This window comes from Massilia aerilata (genome assembly GCF_042656905.1).
GTDB lineage: Bacteria > Pseudomonadota > Gammaproteobacteria > Burkholderiales > Burkholderiaceae_D > Telluria > Telluria aerilata.
In genome coordinates, this window is the sequence record NZ_JBHSMZ010000008.1 from 147,132 (window position 1) to 162,422 (window position 15,291).

Below are 15,291 nucleotides of genomic sequence, written 5' to 3' on the forward strand. Positions count from 1 at the left end.
ACGGTGTCAGTGATACTGGAAGGCGCGCAGGATGCGTTCTTCGCCGGTCCTGTCATGGTGCAGTTCGTTGGCTTCCCGGGTCGCTTCGATCATTTTGGACAGCTGTTCCTCCTCGAAACGGACCAGTTCTTCATTGGCCGCATTCAAGGCCATGGCCAGCTTGGCGCGCGCACTCTGATACACCAGGCCGGTGTAATGGTCGGTGTTCTTGAGCAGTTCTTCCGCGTTTTCGATGACGAGACGCAGGTCGCCGATCAGCCGCTGCTGCGTCATTGAGCTTGGGTCTGGGGTTTCCATCTTCCTCACCTTTAGCCGAAATACGTCTTCAATATAGAGAAGGAGGACTGCCCAAGTTTGTCAGTGCGCAAACGTCACCCCTACAGCCGGGGACGGCTACTCGGGTGCGACCGGCAGGTGCACCCGGCAGGACGCACCATTTTTTTGGTAAGCGGCAGGGAACTTTGTTAGCGGACAGTGATCCGCATATCGCCCACGCTTACGACCTGGCCGGCACGGATCTTCGCAGTCTTGCGCAGTTCCTTCTTGCCGTCGACCGACACCACACCGCTGGCCACCATGTTCTTGCCGGCGCCACCGCTGTCGACATAGCCGACGAGCTTGAGCAGCTGGTTGAGTTCGATGAACTCCGATGTCAGTTCAAAAGTTGTTGTTTGCATTCTATCCTCGGTTAAAAATCGGCGTCGTACTGTTGAGGCCGACAAGAGGTCGTCCCCGCCTTCAAATACGTCGTCCCCGCCTTCAAATACGTCGTCCCCGCGAAGGCGGGGACCCAAGTGTGCCGGCGCTAAGGTAACGCGTACAAAACTTGGATCCCCGCCTTCGCGGGGACGACGAAGGCGCCTGCGCGGGGTAATACTTAAATACTCAGCCCGGATCCGGCCGCGTCATCTCGATCGGCACGATCCACTGATCGAACTGCTGCTCGTCGACAAAGCCGGACCGCAGCGCCGCCTGGCGCAGGGTGAGTCCCTCGTGCTGGGCGGTCTTGGCGATCTGCGCGGCGCGATCATACCCGATATGCGGGGCCAGGGCGGTCACCAGCATCAGCGACTGCTCCATCAGCTCGCCGATGCGCTTGCGGTTGGGCTCGATGCCGCGGGCGCAATGCTCGTCGAAGGAGTGCATGCCGTCGGCCAGCAGGCGCGCACTTTGCAGGAAATTGTGGGCGATCATCGGCTTGAACACGTTCAGCTCGAAATTGCCCATGGACCCGCCGATGCTGAGGGCGACGTCGTTGCCGAGCACCTGGCAGCACAGCATGGTCATCGCCTCGCACTGGGTCGGGTTGACCTTGCCCGGCATGATCGAGCTGCCCGGCTCGTTTTCGGGGATGGTGATCTCGCCCAGGCCGGAGCGCGGGCCGGAAGCCATCCAGCGCACGTCGTTGGCGATCTTCATCAGCGCCGTGGCGAGGGTCTTGAAGGCGCCGTGCGCCTGCACCATCGCGTCGTGGCCGGCCAGGGCCATGAACTTGTTCGGCGCGCTCTTGAATTGCAGGCCGGTGCGCGAGGAAATCTCCGCCGCGATGCGGTTCGCGAATTCCGGATGTGCGTTCAGGCCGGTGCCGACCGCGGTGCCGCCGGCCGCCAGTTGCAGCAGGCCGGGCAGGGCGGACTTGAGCGCCTGCTCGGCGAATTCGAGCTGGGCGACGTAGCCGGAAAATTCCTGGCCCAGGGTCAGCGGCGTGGCGTCCTGCAGGTGGGTGCGGCCGATCTTGACGATGTCGGCGAAGTCGCGCGCCTTGACGTGGAGCGTCCCGCGCAGCTGGGCCAGGGCCGGCAGGACGTCCTTGGCGACGGCGGCCGCGGCGGCCACGTGCATCGCAGTCGGAAACATGTCGTTCGAAGACTGGCCCATGTTCACGTGGTCGTTCGGGTGCAGCAGGCGGGCCTCGCCGCGCTCGCCGCCGATCAGCTCCGAGCCGCGGTTGGCCAGCACCTCGTTCATGTTCATGTTGCTCTGGGTGCCGGAGCCGGTCTGCCAGACCGACAGCGGGAACTCGGTCGGATGGCGGCCGTCCAGCACTTCGTCGGCGGCGGCGATGATGGCGTTGGCCTTGTCGGCGGGCAGCTTGCCGAGCGAGCGGTTGACGGCGGCGGCGGCGCGCTTGACCTGGGCCAGCGCGGCGACCAGTTCCGGCGCCATCTTTTCGCTCGAAATGTGGAAATGATGCAGCGAGCGCTGGGTCTGCGCGCCCCACAGTTGTCCGGCTGGCACTTCGATCGGGCCGAAGCTGTCCTTCTCGATCCTGTTATCCATAGACTGGTCCTGAGTTTTTGTTAGTTGGGAAGGTTCACTAAAGAGTGTACCGCAACGGCCGTTAACGACGCTGAGGCTTCAAATACGTGAACTATATGCTCCGCTGCTCCCGCCATTTCCTGTCCACGCTCGTCCTTGCCAGTGCCCTGGGTTCCGCCCACGCGGCCGAACTCGGCGAGGCGCGGGTGTCCTCCCACATCGGGCAAGCCCTGGTGGCCGACATCGAACTGGCGATGGTCGACGATCCCGCGCAGACGGTGTCCGTGCGCGTGGCCAGCCCCGAGGTCTACAACGGCGCGGGCATCGCCCTGCCGCCCGTGCTGGCCAGCCTGAACTTGTCGGTGATGCGGCGCGACGGCCGCCAGTTCCTGCACCTGACCTCGCTGCGGCCGGTCGACAGCGATCACCTGCACCTCTACCTGGAACTGGTCGACAAGGGGCAGCGCACGGTGCGCCTGGCCACCTTGTGGCTGACGCCCGATCCGAATCCGGCGCCGCTTGCGGCCCCGGTTGCTGCTCCGGCGCCCGCTGTGGTCCCGGCGCCGGTGGCGCATGCGGAACCGGCGCCCAGGGCCGCGCCGATGCCCGCGCTGGCGCGCAAGCCTGCGGAAGAAGAGGGCACGAAGCAGCCGGCGCCGGTCAGAACACGCCTGCACGCCAGGAAGCCTGCCGAGACCGCCCAAGCGGAAGCGAAAGCGGCGGCCGTGCTGCCACTGCCCATCCACGGCCAGCAGTCCGCGGCCCCGGCGGCCTGCGTCCAGCAAGCCGAGCAGGCCAAGGTCTGCGCCGCCCTCGACGACAAGAACGCCGCCCTCCAGGCCAAGCTGGGCGCGCTGGAGGGCAAGGTGAAATCGCTGCAGGCCACGCTCGGCGCCGCACCGGCCGCCGCCGAGTCCGCAGCCGCTGCCGCGCATGCCGCCGCATCTGCTCCCGCGCCCGCGCCCGGGGCCGATCACGCACCTGCTCCCGCGCCGGAACCCGAAGCCGCCAAGGAAGCACCCGGCCCGAAACCCATCGGCGCCATCAAGCCGCTGGTGCCGCGCAAGCCCAAGACGCCGCCGCCCGAGCCCGAGTCCGGCTTGCCCTGGGGCTGGATCGGCGGGGCCGCAGCCCTGCTGCTGGCGCTGGGTGGCGCAGGGGCGCTGCTGCGCCGCCGCGTCCGCACGGTGCAAAACGTCGACATGCCGGCCGAGCCGCGCCTGCTGGAACGCCTGCGCCAGCGCTTCGCTTCCCGCACCAGACCGGCCCCGGCCGCCGCGCCGGAAGCGATCGAAGAAGCGGTCGAACCGACTTTCGAATAGGCGCGCACAAACTCGTCTACACAAGTCAAAAATTTGCGTTATACTAATTCCCATGTGATCTGAATGACCACAAAAACGGCTCAGGATCCGGCGCAGCCACCACCGATAGCGTGGCGCGGAAACCGGATGTTCGTTGAAGAAACGCCTGTCCCCGGAAGCGGTTCGCCTGACTACAGTGGCAGGTGGACGCCGGATGCAACCGGCAAGAGGCGACGCCAGGAGATACCTGGTGCTCGCACTCCCCGATTCCAGAAGCCCGCGACGCGCAAACGTCGCGGGTTTTTTCTTGCCCGCGCACGGCTGGCGCCAACGCGACGGCTGGGTTCGGCCGCTTGGCTTAGGATATCGACATCGACGGAGGAACCTTCAGATGAGCGATACAGATCCAGCCCAGGCGCCACGCGGCGACCTGTTTTCCGAAAGCTGCCCTTCGCGCGAAGTGCTCAAGCACGTGACCAGCCGCTGGGGCGTCCTGCTGCTGGTGGCCCTCGGCGACGGCGCCCAGCGTTTCGGCGAACTGCGCCGCAAGGTCGGCGGGATCAGCGAGAAGATGCTGGCCCAGACCCTGGTCTGGCTGGAGCAGGACGGTTTCGTGCAGCGCATCGTCCAGTCGGCCGCGCCGCCGCGCGTGGAGTACCGCCTGACGCCGCTGGGCGAGGAGATCAGCCGCAAGATGGGCGAGCTGGCGGAGTGGATCGAGACGAACATGGGCGCCATGCTGGCCGCCCAGCGCAAGACGGCCGGCGCCGTCCACGCCTCATAAAGAAGGCTTGCGCATTCTTTCGCCGCTGTTCGACAGGTGGGTGCGCATCGCGGCGCGCGCGCTGTCGGCATCCTGGCGCGCGATGGCGTCGACGATGTCCTCGTGTTCGTGATGCATGCGCTCGAAGCTGCCGGCCGGCCGCTCGCGCAGGGACAGCAGCTTGCCGAGCTGGCCCTGGAGCTCGACGAAATAAGGATTGGCGCTGGACTCGGCGAGGATGCGGTGGAAGCGCACGTCGGCCTCCACCGTCGGCTCGCCGGCCGCCTGCGCACGGCGCATGTCCTCCAGCGCCGCGCGCAGCGCCGCCAGCTGGGCCTCGGTGCGGCGCGCGGCCGCCAGCGCCGCAGCCTCGGTTTCCATCCCCATCCGCAGTTCCAGGATCGCCAGCGCGGTCTGCTGCTGCGGTTCGAGCACGAAGGTGCCGATGCCATGGCGCGTCTCCACCAGTCCGGCCGCCTGCAGGTGCGAGATCGCCTCGCGCACCACGGAGCGGCTGACGCCAGATTCCGCCACGATCGCGGCCTCGGTCGGCAGCCGGTCGCCGGGCTTCAGCTGGCCCTGGCGGATGCGCGCCGCGATGCCTTCGACGACACCGTGGGCGAGGCTGGGACGGCCCTTGTTCATGGCGCGCTCATTTTTGCAGGATGCTCCAGCGGATTGGCGAGGCCGATGTCGCCGCCCATGCGCGGTTCCCACAGCGCGGACGGCGCCGGCGTGCCTGCGGTCGCAGTACTGGTGTGCCGGTCGTACACGATCTTCCAGCCAGGCGTGCCCTTGATGCGTTCCTGGGCGGCCCACTTGCGCGTGTAGTAGGACTGGTTGCTCGTCATCTTGCCCAGCATCGCGTTCTGCTGGGCCCAGGCGGACAGCCATTGCAGGCCGCAGCGGGCTTCGTCACGGTTCGCCGGCGCCGCCTGGAAGGCGCTGGCGCGGCGCGCGACCGCGTCGAGGAATTCGTCGACCGGTTTCGTTGCGGCGACGTTGCGCGCCTTGCGCACCGGGTCGATGATGGAATGGTTCTTGTCGCTGTAGTAGCTGTTGGCGTCGATGTCGTGGACGGCCGGCGGCGGCGCTTCGCAAGCCTGCGCCGCCTGGACGCACAGCGTCAGCAGCGTCGCCAACAGGGTGGTGCGGATCTTGTTCGGCATGGCGTCCTTCCTTCAACGATAACGCAGGGTCCACTTGATCGTCAGCGGACGCTCGAAGCGGAAGCCGGTGCTGGCGCAGCTGACGTGGCTGGCCATCGGCCCTTCCGGCGCGCGGTACGGGTCCGCGCCGTGCGTGGCCTCGACCGTGCAGGCATCCAGTCCGCTCACCTCGAAGGCGCTGACATCGCCCTGGCCGAAGCGCACGGTCTTGCCCTGCAGCGCGGGCGCCTCCGAATAGGACGCGAACTCCAGGCTGGCGCGCGCCACCTGCAGCGGCATCGCCGGCGTATAGGTGTCGGTGCGCGTGATGATACCCGGTTCGAAGCTGTAGGTGGTCTCCAGCTTGATGCGCTCGTCCTTGATTGGCCCCTTCTTGCCGAGCTTCGCCAGGGCGTCCTGGCGGTAGCTGACGCGCGCCGTGTTGCCGCGGCTGGCGCTGCGGATGTCCTTGATGTAGGAGACCGGCAGCAGCTGGCTGCCGTCAAGCAGGGTGAACTTCGGCAGCAGCTGGGCGTGTTCGGCGCCGCTGTCCGGCGTGCCGGCGATGATGCCCGATGCGAAGGGCAGCGGATTGTAGGGGCTGGTGTCGAACTGGCTGTCGCCGCCGTTGATCATCGCCAGGCTGAAGACGTGGCCCTTGTCGCGGTAGATGGCGAGTGCACGGTCATGGTCGCCGCGCGCGAACCAGGTCGTGCCGAAACGCGGGCGCGTCTTGTCCAGCCAGGCCTGCAGGTCCGCCTTCGGCTTGGCGTCCTGCATGCCATAGGCGTACCGCTTTTCCTGGGGCGTGAGCACGCCCGGGTAGCCCGACACCGACAGGATATCCAGCGCCGCGGTCTCGCCATAGGGACCGAGGCTGCGGCCCCAAGGTAAAGCCTTCGCCGGCGGTGTTGGCGAAGTTCAGTTCGACGTCGACCGACTTGCGCAGCAGGGCTTTCAGAAGCGGCCTTCTCCGGGCGTCTCATCGGAAAACCCGAACTTGCCGGAGTAGGTCGCGTAATGCGTCGTCATCTTCTCGAGCAGGACCTTGCTGGCGCTCTCGTCTTCCCGGCCGAGCAGCATGCGCAGGCGCGCCACGCTGAAGGCCACGCCATAGTAATTGGTCGGCAGCCGGATGAGGTCCCACTGCGGCGTGACGCAGGCCGCTGGCGATCTTCCCCTGCAAGAACTTGTCATTGCTCTTCAGCGCCTCCACGCCGGCGATGGCGACGTGCTCCTTTTCGGCTGCCATCTTGTCGAACAAATACTCGAGCTGGGGGCACAGCTGCTGCTTGACGATCCGATTCATCGGCGTCATGGCCAGCGGCGGGACGTAGCGCGAGGACGGCGGACGCGGCGTGTCCGCAGTTTGCGCGGCGCCGAAAGCAGGGTGGGAGAAGCGCGCTTGCGAGCAGCGCCGCCAGGATCGACTTCACGATCTTCATGTGTCTCCGATCCTCAATTAGCTTGGAGGCAGCGGGGAGATGAAGAAAAACTGGAAAGCGCGGATAGCCGTCGCGGCGGCACTGGCAGCGTTCGCGGGCGCGGCCTTTGCCGGCGGCGATGCGGATATCGCGCAGCGGGTCGAGGCGCTGCTGCTCCAGATGACGATCGAGGAAAAGGCCGGCCAGCTGAACCAATCATGAACGCCAACATCCTCGGCCTGCACCACCTGTACGAGGCGGTGCACAAGCGCGGCATCCGGCGCGTGATCTACGCCAGCTCCAGCCACGTGGTCGGCTACTACCCGACCACGCAGGTCGTCGACGCCACCGCGCCGCTGCGCCCGGACGGCATCTACGGGGTCTCGAAGTGCTTCGGCGAAGCCCTGTCGCGCTACTACTACGACCGCTTCGGCATCGAGACCGTCTGCCTGCGCATCGGCTCCTCCTTCGACGCGCCGCGCGTCGGCCATACCATCACCTACGGCGTTTCCGACAATCCGGTCAAATGGTGGGATAACCGCGAGGCGGCGCACCTGGGCTTCGTGCCGCAAAAGAGCTCGCGCGAATTTGCGGAGCGCTTTCCGCAGAGCGGGGCCTGGCCGCCGGCGGACGACATCGCGGCGACCTACCAGGGCGGGCCTTTCCTGCTGGCGGGGCCGATCTACAAGGATTGAACTTGCGGGCGCCGTCGTCAGAAGCTATTTTGCGCCGTCACCGATGTGCTGCTGAAGGAACTTCTCGACCCGTCCCCAAAAATCCACGCGCGTGCTGGCAAGGCCCCAACCGTGCCCTTCCTTTTCGTAGACAGTCATCAAATCGACGCTTTCGTAGGCCGGTACATCCGTGTATTCGTTATACGTCCTGCCTTGCTTTTGGTAGACGACCCATTCGACATTCTGGTTGGTTTGCCGGACCGGGTCATAAACGGTCACGCCTTGATAGACGGGCGCGCGTGGGCCGTTCCTGCCGTCGACCAGGCCCCCTCCGTTCCCTTCCTTGTCGTAGACGATCCATTCGACGTTCTTGTTGGTTTGCCTGACTGCCTCATACAACTGGCGGCCGTGGGAGAGCGGCACGCGCCGGTCGTCGCCGCCATAGACCAGCAGCAGCGGCTGGACGATGCGTGCGGCTTGCTTCAACGGTGAGCTTGCCGCGAACCGGGCAGCGTCCTTGACAGGATCGCCCACCAGAGCCGGGAAGCCGTAGCGCTTGTATTCATCGGACAGGTCGCTGCCGCCGATCGCGTCTCCTTTGTAAAGCAGATCGAGGTCAGTGACGCCAGCCCAGGCGATCCCGCATCGGTACAGAGCCGGATCGCGGATCAGGCCCATCAGGGCAGCATATCCACCGTAACCGCCGCCGCCGATGCAGATGCGCCGCGGATCGGCGATGTTCTCGGCAATGGCCCAGCGCGTCACATCGGCGATATCGTCTTGCATCGACAGGCCCCACTGCTTCCAGCCGGCCTGGAAGTGCGCCTGGCCAAAACCGGTGCTGCCGCGGAATTCCGGTTCCAGCACGATGTAGCCGCGCGACGCCAGGAACTGCCTCTCGCTGCTCCAGCCCCATTCCTGGCCGCGCGTCCACGGGCCTCCATGCACCAGCACGACCATCGGCAGCTTCTTGCCCTGGCTATGGTTCGGGACCGTTATCCATGTCGGAATCGGCAGTCCATCGCGCGCCTTGACCTGTTCCAGCACCTGCTCCGCCATTTGACCAGGCGCGATGGCCGGGCGGCTTTTTCCAAGGTTGGAAAGCTTCCGGGTCTCCCGGTTGAACAGCAGGAAGACAGGCGGCTCGCGGTCGGACCACGATTCCACCAGCACGAATGGCGTTTCGGAACGCGCCCCGACGCTCAAGGTGTTGACCCGGCCAGGCAGCAGCTGGTCAACGGCGTCCTGCACCTGCTTCATGGCGGGATCGAACCAGCGCGTACTTTCAGCATCGACGGTGTAGCGAACCCCAAGCAGCCTGGTGGCAGACGTGACGAGTGTGCCGTGGAAGTCGTATGCCTCCAGATCCAACAAGGGACGATCGGCCAATTTGCCTGTGACGATGTCGTAGGCGAACAAGGCGTCCTTGTCGCGCTTCTTGTGGCTGATCACATACAGCTCGCCCTCGGGCGTGAAGCCCAGCGGGGTGAACTTCAGTGTCGCCGCGCGTGCGCTGACGATCACCTTGTCGATCTTGTCGTCCGATGCGGCTGCCGGGACCGACGCGGAGTCGATGTCGGCGAAGCCCATGTTCGCCATGCTGCCCAGTTGGCGCCAGCTGCCGGTCCCGGGGTCAAGGTAATACAGCAGCTCCATGCCGTTCTCGATCGTGGTCGCCAATGCCGGTTCGCCTCTTGTGTCGAACCACCATCTGCGCGCGGGACCCGGCCCTTTCACCTCCTTGCTGAAGCCGCTCACGGTATTGACCCTGATCAGATCGACCCGTTCGCTCGAGAAATCGGGGCTGAGGACATAGACCCAATCCGAGTCCTGTGCGCCCGGCTGTCCAAGCATCAGCGTATTCGCTGGCAGCCTTTTGCGGGCGGTAGGCGATGGAGGGAGCTGGCCCATGTGGGCCAACTGGCGTTGTCCGCTGCCGTCGATATTCACGGCGAACAGGCCGGGCGCTTTGTCCACATCGCCTTGCGCTGTGCGTTTGTCGCGCGAGTTGTAGATTAATCTGCCCTTATTGACCCACTCGAAACGCCCGACATCCATGTCTGAAAATACGGCGACCACTTTCATGGACTCGTCTTCCAGGTTGACGACGCCGAGCTGGTCACGACCCTGATCGTTCTTGACCAGCATGGCCAGTCGTTTGCCGTCCGGTGAGAGCTTGGCGCCGCTCAGGTGGAGGCTGTCGAAGAATGCGGCAATGGGAATGCGCTGCTCGCCGGCGAAAGAAGCCGGCGCCGTCAACAAGGCAACACTCAGCACCAGAGCGTGACGCAGTTTCATAAGGACCTCAACCGGAGAAGGGCAGAGTCGGATATCGTCCAACCTTAGCAGAAAACGATATGTGAAAACTCACGAACTTCCACCGGTTGAACCCACCGGCAGGGCCGCTCTACGAGGATTGAGCGCCCGCCTCAGTCCTTGCGCAGCACCACGTGCGTCGCCGCTGCGGTGGGCACATGCGCGGTACAGCGGAAGCCCATGGCGTTCAGGTCCAGCCCCGCGAACAGGGATTCGCCGGACCCCAGCAGAACCGGTGAGATCGCCAGGTGCATCTCGTCGACCAATCCGGCCTGCAGGAACTCGCGCACCGTCGCCACGCCGCCGCCCAGGCGTATGTCCTTGCCCTTGGCGGCGGCGCGGGCCTGCTCGTAGGCGGACTGGATGCCGTCGGTGACGAAGTAAAAGGTGGTGCCGCCTTTCATCTCCAGCGGCGCACGCGGGTACTGGGTCAGCACGAATACCGGCACGTGGTAGGGCGGCTCATCGCCCCACCAGCCTTTCCAGCTGTCGTCCGGCCAGGGACCGCGGACCGGCCCGAACATGTTGCGGCCCAGGATCCAGGCGCCCACGTTCTCGAAGCCGCGCGCGGCAAAGTCTTCGTCCGGGCCGTCGGTTCCCTTGCCTGCGTTGCCGATCATGCTCTGGAAGGTGCGGGTGCCGCGGAACCACTGGTGCAGGCCGCCGGCGCCTTCACCCATGGGGTTCTCGAGGCTCTGGTTCGGACCGGCGCCGTAGCCGTCGAGGGAAATGGAAAAGCATCGTACTTTTAGTTCGGTCATTCTGTCTCCATGATGAAAGGCTGAAGGCCAACGATGCAGAAACCGTGGCCAAACGGATCGCTGCAAAATGCTACAGGAGGATAACCGGCCACGCGGTGTACCTGTTCGGTTTTTGCGCCGGCGCCCAGCGCCTTCGCCAGCGTCGCTTCGAAATCCTCGACGCGAAAATCGATGTGCACCGGCGTCCAGTGCCGCTCGTATCTGCGCACGTCGTCGCTGCCTTTGGCGGGATGGCTGCCCGCCGGCTTGGCGACGAGGCCGATCGTCGCTTCGCCGGCGCTTAATAAAGCATAGCCGGGATGCGGCCGGGAGGCTTCGGAAAATCCGAAGGCTTCTCCGAAGAATTTTAAACCCGCTTCGATGGAGGGCACATCGATGGAAACCGTCACTTTCATATCATTTTCCGGTAGGTGAAACATTTGTCGACGCGCGTTCGCGACGGGTGTCGATGGCGATCCAGTTGGTCTCCCAATGCTGGCCGCCGTCCTTTGAGTAGGCCTGCTCGAAGCGCCAGCGGCCCGCATCCATCGGCAGGATCAGGAAGCGCACCAGGATCGCGCGTCCGTCCAGGGTGTCCTGGCCGTAAAAGCTGCCCCGGCCGTCCTTGAAGACACCGTGCATCGGCTCCGTCATCAGGCCATTGGCCAGGTTGGCGAAATGCAGGGTCCACTGGCCGCTCGCCGGCTGGTACAGGCGCAGCGACACGCCCGCGATCCGGCCGGCACCGCCGCGCACGTCGAGTTCCACGAGGTTGGCGCGCTCGCCCATCACGGGTTTGACGACCGAGGTGCCCGCGTACTCGACCCAGTCGGTCTTGCCGCTGAGCGGCTCGCGCAGGCGTTTCAGCTGCGTGCCCCAGGCGCCGATCTCCCAGTCGAAATCGTGCTGGCCGTCGCGCGGCGCCGGTGCGCCGCCGATCGCTGCATTCGACAGCAGCAGGAGAGTCAATGCGAGAAGCTTTTTCATGCCCGGTTCAGCAGGGAGCGAGGCCGCGCATACGCAAAATACACCACCAGGCCCAGCGCCAGCCAGGCCAGGAACGCCATCCAGGTGGTCTTGCCGAGGAAGGCCATCAGCACGGCGCAAAAGGCGATCGCGAGCATGGGTACGTAGGGCACGCCGGGACAGCGGAAGGCGCGGTGCAGGTCGGGGCGTTTCTTGCGCAGCACGATGACGGCCACCGAGACCAGGCAAAAGGCCGCCAGCGTGCCCATGTTGACCAGTTCGCCGAGCACGCCGAGCGGCACCACGGCGCTCAACAGGCCGAAGATGATCCCGACGATCCAGGTGGCGAAGAAGGGCGTGCCGAAACGCGGATGGACCGTCGACAGCCTTGGCGGCAGCAGGCCGTCGCGCGACATGGCGAACAGGATGCGCGTCTGGCCATAGGCCATCACCAGGATCACGGTGGTCATGCCGAGGATGGCGCCGAGGTCGACGAAGGCCGCGAACCAGGTTTCGTGCGCATACTGCAGCGCCAGCGACACCGGGTGGTCGATGCCGAGGAACTGCGCATACGGCACGATGCCGGTCATGATGGCGGTGACGATGATGTACATGACCGTGCAGGTCGCCAGCGTGCCGATCAGGCCGATGGGCAGGTCGCGCTCCGGGCGCTTCACTTCCTCGGCGGCGGAGGTGACGGAATCGAAGCCGATGAAGGCGAAGAACATGAGCGCGGCGGCGCTCAGCGTGCCGCCGGCGCCGTGCGGCATGAAGGGATGCCAGTTGGCCGGCTGGACGTGGCGCGCGCCGACCAGGATGAACAGCAGCACGACGCCGAGCTTGATGACGACCATGATGTTGTTCACGCGCGCGGACTCGCGTACGCCCAGCGACAGCATCCCCGTCAACACCATCATGATGCAGAAGGCCGGCAGGTTGAACCAGGTGTGCTGTCCCGGCAGCGCACCGGGCGCGGCCCGCAGCGCTTCCGGCAGCATCAGGCCGAAGCTGGCCATCAGCGACTGGAAATAGCCGGACCAGCCCACCGCCACCGCGGACGTCGCCAGGCCGTATTCGAGCAGCAGGTCCCAGCCGATGATCCAGGCCACCAGCTCGCCCATCGTCACGTAACTATAGGTGTAGATCGAACCGGCGACGGGGACGGTGGACGCGAACTCCGCATAGCACAGCGCCGCCAGGCCGCAGCACACGCCGGCGATGACGAAGGACAGCGTCAGGGCGGGGCCGGCCGTGACGACGCCGGTCCCGGTCAGCACGAAGATGCCGGTGCCGATCACCGCGCCGATGCCCATCAATACCAGGTCGAAGGGACCCAGCACTTTTTTCAGGCCGCCGGGCTTGCGGCTCGTGACCATCATCTGGTCGAGATTTTTTGTTCTGAATAGGCTCATGTGCGCTCTAGGTAAAAGTGAGTCAGGATGTGCTGCTGCTCTTGTGCGGCCGGGACGGCAAGGGCATGCCCGGCTGCCAGTTGCGGGACATGCATTGCGCTTCTTCGATCTGTTCTTCCGTCATCCGGCGCGCGATGTCGGCTCGCTGCTCGCCCGCATTGCGGTGGCCCCTGGCGGCCGCCAGGTCCCATAGCATGTAAGCAAGCACCGCATCCTCGGGCAGGCCGGCCACGTGATAGCGGTACATCAGGCCGAGGGCGTACTGGGCGTCCGGATGGCCCTGGCCAGCCGCCTTGCGGAACCAGGACACGGCCAGCGCCTGGTCCTGGGGCACCGCATTGCCGGTGTAGTACATGGCGCCGACCACGTACTCGGCGGCCGGCAAACCCTGCAGCGCCGCCTTGTGGTGCCAGCGGAAGGCCTGCTTGTAGTCGCGCGGGACGCCATGGCCCATGTAGTACATCAGGCCGAGCAAATGCTCCGCATCCGCGTTGCCGGTATTGGCAAGGGGCGCGATTTCCTTCAACGCGGCTGCGTAATCCTGCTCCTTGTAGGCCAGCACGCCTTCGGCCAGGCCTGCAAGCGAAGGGGCGTGCAGGCCAAGCAGGAGCATCATTGTGGCGATCTGCTTTTTCATGGTCTTCTCACGTTTCCTGATCGACGAATGAAAAGGACCGAATTCGACATAGCCGGAAAAAGATATTTATTGGCAAACTATATGCAGTGGACTGGTACCATGTAAGGGCCACCCGGCGCCTGTTCGATAGGACTACAGATGGACTACGGCCTCCTGCTCGCGGATTTCGAGCGCCACCACGACGTGAGCGGCTGGCCGCGGCAGCGCACGGTGCACGCCTGCCTGCGCGCGGCCATCCTTGGCGGACGCCTGGCTGCCGGGCACCGCCTGCTGTCGACGCGGACCCTGGCGCGCGAGCTGGGCATTGCCCGCAACACGGTTTTGTATGCCTACGAGCAGCTGATGTCCGAAGGCTTGCTGCTGACTTCCCGGCGCGGCACCGAAGTGGCGCAAGTGGCGACCGCGCCCGAAAAGGGCGGTGGGCCGCCGGCGCCTTCCACCCTGTCGCGCCGCGCGCAGGCGCTGGCAGGCATGGCCACGCCCGGCTTCCTGAGCGGCGCCTTCGCGCTCGGCGTGCCCGCCCTCGACGCCTTTCCGATGGCGGCCTGGCGCCGCCTGCTGGACCGCGCCTGGCGCGAGACCGGGCCCTTCGAGTTCGATTACTGCGACCCGACCGGCCTGCCGGTGCTGCGCAAGGCGATCGCGGACTACCTGCAGGCCGCGCGCGGCGTGCGCTGCGACCCCGCGCAAGTGGTGGTCACCAACGGCACCCAGGCCAGCCTGGAGCTGTGCGTCCAGCTGTTCGCCGACGCCGGCGACACGGCCTGGATCGAGAGCCCCGGCTACCTGGGCGCATTGTCCGCCTTCCGCGGCGGCCAGCTGCGCACGGTCGGCATCCCGGTGGACGAGGAGGGCATCGTCCCGGCGGACGAGGACTGGCGCCGCACGCCGCCGCGCCTGATCTATGCCAGCCCCTCGCATCAGTATCCGAGCGGCGGCGTGCTGGACATGCGGCGCCGGCTCGAGCTGCTGGAAAACGCGGGCCGCGCCGGTGCGCTGATCATCGAAGACGATTACGACAGCGAGTTCCGGCATGACGGCCCGCCGCTGCCGGCGATGCAGGGCCTGGCGCCGGCCGCGCCGGTGATTTACCTGGGCACCTTCAGCAAGACCATGTTCCCGGCCATGCGCACCGGCTTCATGGTGCTGCCGGCGGGCCTGGCCGAGGCCGCGCGCCCGGCGCTGGCGCGCCTGCCCATGCACGGGCGCGTGCCCGAGCAGCGGGCGCTGGCGGCATTCTTGAACAGCGGGCAGTTCGTGCAGCACCTGCGGCGCATGCGGCGCCTGTACCGCGAGCGGCGCGACGCCTTGCTCGAGGCGCTAAGCCTGCATTTTGGCGACACCGTGCTGGTGCATGGCGCCGGCACCGGCATGCACTTGTCGCTGCGCTTTGCCGATCCGGCCTGGCGCGACGACCGCATCAGCGATGCCGCACTCGCCGCCGGCATCGCCGCGCATTGCATGACGCGGCACGAGACCGGCTTGCGCAAGACCGCGTGGAACGGTCTGCTGCTGGGCTACAGCCAGGTGCCGGCCGGGGACATCGACGCTGCAATAAGGCGCCTGGCGCGAGTCCGCAGGCAAACGTTTTCGCAGAGCGGCTGAAAGCACGGCGGCTTGCGTGCAAGATGCTTCGTCTCCTTGTGCCTCT

Annotated in this window: 17 protein-coding genes and 1 pseudogene; 5 read left to right on the plus strand and 13 right to left on the minus strand. The window is 65.9% G+C overall.

The annotated features are described in order from the left end of the window. Nucleotides 1-6 precede the first annotated feature (6 nt). The 3 genes from ACFPO9_RS13275 to fumC all read right to left on the minus strand — a co-directional run bounded on the left by ACFPO9_RS13275 (nucleotide 7) and on the right by fumC (nucleotide 2,280). Nucleotides 7-297, minus strand: a complete 291-nt coding sequence (locus ACFPO9_RS13275; protein WP_379771531.1) for a DUF883 family protein — start codon at nucleotides 295-297, stop codon at nucleotides 7-9. 167 nt (nucleotides 298-464) lie between these two features. Then, nucleotides 465-677 carry an RNA-binding S4 domain-containing protein gene (locus ACFPO9_RS13280; RefSeq protein ID WP_230027530.1) on the minus strand — a complete coding sequence of 71 codons (213 nt, stop codon included), beginning with the start codon at nucleotides 675-677 and terminating at the stop codon, nucleotides 465-467. Nucleotides 678-885: 208 nt separating this feature from the next. Beyond that, nucleotides 886-2,280, minus strand: a complete 1,395-nt coding sequence (gene fumC, locus ACFPO9_RS13285) for a class II fumarate hydratase (RefSeq protein ID WP_379771534.1) — start codon at nucleotides 2,278-2,280, stop codon at nucleotides 886-888. Between the two features lie 95 nt (nucleotides 2,281-2,375). On the opposite strand from fumC, the gene ACFPO9_RS13290 reads away from it, so the two are divergent. Both ACFPO9_RS13290 and ACFPO9_RS13295 read left to right on the plus strand, forming a co-directional pair. After that, nucleotides 2,376-3,581 carry a type IV pilus assembly protein FimV gene (locus ACFPO9_RS13290; RefSeq protein ID WP_379771537.1) on the plus strand — a complete coding sequence of 402 codons (1,206 nt, stop codon included), beginning with the start codon at nucleotides 2,376-2,378 and terminating at the stop codon, nucleotides 3,579-3,581. Nucleotides 3,582-3,951: 370 nt separating this feature from the next. Continuing rightward, entirely contained in the window at nucleotides 3,952-4,344 is a 393-nt protein-coding gene (locus tag ACFPO9_RS13295) for a winged helix-turn-helix transcriptional regulator (RefSeq protein WP_379771539.1), read from the plus strand. Here ACFPO9_RS13295 and ACFPO9_RS13300 read toward each other — a convergent pair. From ACFPO9_RS13300 to ACFPO9_RS13315, 4 genes are all read right to left on the minus strand, one after another. Then, entirely contained in the window at nucleotides 4,339-4,968 is a 630-nt protein-coding gene (locus tag ACFPO9_RS13300; RefSeq protein ID WP_379771540.1) for a FadR/GntR family transcriptional regulator, read from the minus strand. The genes ACFPO9_RS13295 and ACFPO9_RS13300 overlap by 6 nt on opposite strands. Continuing rightward, nucleotides 4,965-5,492 (minus strand): alginate lyase family protein, encoded by a 528-nt coding sequence (locus ACFPO9_RS13305; RefSeq protein ID WP_379771541.1) that lies wholly within the window; start codon nucleotides 5,490-5,492, stop codon nucleotides 4,965-4,967. The genes ACFPO9_RS13300 and ACFPO9_RS13305 overlap by 4 nt, the downstream gene beginning before the upstream one ends. Nucleotides 5,493-5,504: 12 nt before the next feature. Next, entirely contained in the window at nucleotides 5,505-6,305 is an 801-nt protein-coding gene (locus tag ACFPO9_RS13310) for a hypothetical protein (protein ID WP_379771542.1), read from the minus strand. A 123-nt stretch (nucleotides 6,306-6,428) separates the two neighbouring features. After that, on the minus strand, nucleotides 6,429-6,668 hold the full coding sequence (locus tag ACFPO9_RS13315) for a hypothetical protein (protein WP_379771544.1): 240 nt from the start codon (nucleotides 6,666-6,668) through the stop codon (nucleotides 6,429-6,431). Between the two features lie 287 nt (nucleotides 6,669-6,955). Here ACFPO9_RS13315 and ACFPO9_RS13320 point away from each other — a divergent pair, with 287 nt between their 5' ends. Beyond that, the gene (locus ACFPO9_RS13320; protein ID WP_379771690.1) at nucleotides 6,956-7,117 is read left to right on the plus strand and encodes a hypothetical protein; all 162 of its coding nucleotides are present in this window, start codon (nucleotides 6,956-6,958) and stop codon (nucleotides 7,115-7,117) included. After that, nucleotides 7,105-7,590 (plus strand): annotated as a pseudogene (locus tag ACFPO9_RS13325) (NAD-dependent epimerase/dehydratase family protein); the annotation flags it as partial. The gene ACFPO9_RS13320 and the pseudogene ACFPO9_RS13325, both read left to right, overlap by 13 nt. A gap of 24 nt (nucleotides 7,591-7,614) precedes the next feature. On the opposite strand, the gene ACFPO9_RS13330 reads toward ACFPO9_RS13325, so the two are convergent. The 6 genes from ACFPO9_RS13330 to ACFPO9_RS13355 all read right to left on the minus strand — a co-directional run bounded on the left by ACFPO9_RS13330 (nucleotide 7,615) and on the right by ACFPO9_RS13355 (nucleotide 13,640). After that, nucleotides 7,615-9,867, minus strand: coding sequence for an alpha/beta hydrolase family protein (locus tag ACFPO9_RS13330; protein ID WP_379771545.1), 2,253 nt, complete (start codon nucleotides 9,865-9,867; stop codon nucleotides 7,615-7,617). Nucleotides 9,868-9,998: 131 nt separating this feature from the next. Beyond that, nucleotides 9,999-10,646 carry a dihydrofolate reductase family protein gene (locus ACFPO9_RS13335; RefSeq protein ID WP_379771546.1) on the minus strand — a complete coding sequence of 216 codons (648 nt, stop codon included), beginning with the start codon at nucleotides 10,644-10,646 and terminating at the stop codon, nucleotides 9,999-10,001. Continuing rightward, nucleotides 10,643-11,041 carry a VOC family protein gene (locus ACFPO9_RS13340; RefSeq protein ID WP_379771547.1) on the minus strand — a complete coding sequence of 133 codons (399 nt, stop codon included), beginning with the start codon at nucleotides 11,039-11,041 and terminating at the stop codon, nucleotides 10,643-10,645. The genes ACFPO9_RS13335 and ACFPO9_RS13340 overlap by 4 nt, the downstream gene beginning before the upstream one ends. Before the next feature lies 1 nt (nucleotide 11,042). Then, on the minus strand, nucleotides 11,043-11,612 hold the full coding sequence (locus tag ACFPO9_RS13345) for a hypothetical protein (RefSeq protein ID WP_379771548.1): 570 nt from the start codon (nucleotides 11,610-11,612) through the stop codon (nucleotides 11,043-11,045). Beyond that, complete coding sequence (locus tag ACFPO9_RS13350; protein WP_379771549.1) at nucleotides 11,609-13,003, minus strand: amino acid permease; 1,395 nt, start codon at nucleotides 13,001-13,003, stop codon at nucleotides 11,609-11,611. The genes ACFPO9_RS13345 and ACFPO9_RS13350 overlap by 4 nt, the downstream gene beginning before the upstream one ends. Nucleotides 13,004-13,025: 22 nt before the next feature. Further along, nucleotides 13,026-13,640 carry a tetratricopeptide repeat protein gene (locus ACFPO9_RS13355; RefSeq protein ID WP_379771550.1) on the minus strand — a complete coding sequence of 205 codons (615 nt, stop codon included), beginning with the start codon at nucleotides 13,638-13,640 and terminating at the stop codon, nucleotides 13,026-13,028. A 138-nt stretch (nucleotides 13,641-13,778) separates the two neighbouring features. On the opposite strand from ACFPO9_RS13355, the gene pdxR reads away from it, so the two are divergent. Next, nucleotides 13,779-15,245 carry a MocR-like pyridoxine biosynthesis transcription factor PdxR gene (gene pdxR, locus ACFPO9_RS13360; protein ID WP_379771551.1) on the plus strand — a complete coding sequence of 489 codons (1,467 nt, stop codon included), beginning with the start codon at nucleotides 13,779-13,781 and terminating at the stop codon, nucleotides 15,243-15,245. Nucleotides 15,246-15,291 lie beyond the last annotated feature (46 nt).